Source organism: Gordonia sp. VNK21 (genome assembly GCF_046098115.1).
In the GTDB taxonomy this organism is placed as follows: Bacteria; Actinomycetota; Actinomycetes; order Mycobacteriales; family Mycobacteriaceae; genus Gordonia.
Genome location: NZ_JBJURU010000041.1, coordinates 1 through 1296 on the forward strand (window position 1 = coordinate 1; position 1296 = coordinate 1296).

The 1296-nt window shown below is 71.8% G+C and carries 1 protein-coding gene; it reads right to left on the bottom strand.

From position 1 onward, the window contains the following. Nucleotides 1–1296: lipid II flippase MurJ (locus tag ACJMNC_RS18275; protein ID WP_408949364.1), on the bottom strand; the 1296-nt coding region annotated here is incomplete at both ends.

Below are 1296 nucleotides of genomic sequence, written 5' to 3' on the forward strand. Positions count from 1 at the left end.
TCGATCGAGAGTGCGGTGCCGGCCCGATGCGCCGCCTCGGCACCGGCGGCCAGGGTGCGCACCGCCCGGGCGGCGCCGGTCGCCGACGGATCGCTGCGGGCCACCTCGGACAGCGGTGCACCGGGCACCCAGGAGGTGACGATGATGCCGCCGGAGGCCCCGCGGACCACATCGAGGATCCGGGCCACTCCGGCCGTGCGCAGCTGGCCCAGCCGGCGGGTGCGCATCAGGATCTTCTGCGACCGCGTCTGCGCCGACTCCGGATCGTCCGGGTGGTAGGCGGGGTCGCGCTGATCCGGATCGACGAAGGTCAGGCCCACCTCGCGGTCGAGGACGGTGTCCTTGGCCCGCCAGAAGACCATTCCGCGCGCGGCACCGTGCTGTTCGAGCAGCCGGTAGCGGCCGCCGGCGATGGCGGCGCCGGCCACCAGGCGCGGGCCGCGCCGCGGGGCGATCGGATCCGGTGCAGACGGGGTCATCGGGGGCGTTCCAGCTCTCCGCTCGGCGGGACGGTCGGGAACCGTCGGCTCTTCGGAGGGGTAGCGCACTCGGGGGATCACGGCGGTCTCCCCGACAGCACCGCCGCTGGTCACCGAGTACGAGCGCCACGAGGCGCTGCCACGATCGAAGTGCCGCCGGACTTCTACCTGTCCAGAATACGGGAGCGCCTCGTCGGCACTGATCCGCGGGAACTGCAGGGTCATGGTGGTCTCGGCGGGGCGATCGTCGTGCGTCACGGCGGTCGGTGACGACGCCGGTGCCAGGGCCGGCACGAACCGGCCGGCCAGCCGCATGACCGAGTTGCTCAGGGTCACCATGTCGGGCAGCCGGGCGGCGGTGAGCAGCAGATAGATCATGCCGAGCACCACCACCCCGGTGATCACCAGATAGGCCAGCGAGCCCGCGGTCCCGGCCTGGGTGGACATCCGGGACAGGTGGGTCACCTCGGCGACTCCCCAGACCACCAGGCCGACGAGGATCGAGATCACCAGGGTGTAGCCGGTGGTGGTGCCGACGTCGCGCATGGCGGCGCCGCCGAGGCGCTTCTTGAGCAGATAGTGGCCGACGATCGCGCCGACCAGGTAGCCCAGGCCGTTCGCGAGCGCCAGCCAGCGCACCACCAGATCCGGATCGTCGAAGAGCACCGGGCCCAGATAGGACGCGGCCACCTTGACGGCGGTGATGCCGACCACCATCAGCGTGGGCGTCCACGCGTCCTCGCGCGCGTAGAAGACGCGCAGCTGCACCAGGGGCATCGCATACGGGATCAGCGTGAACGCACCCCAGGCCAGTACC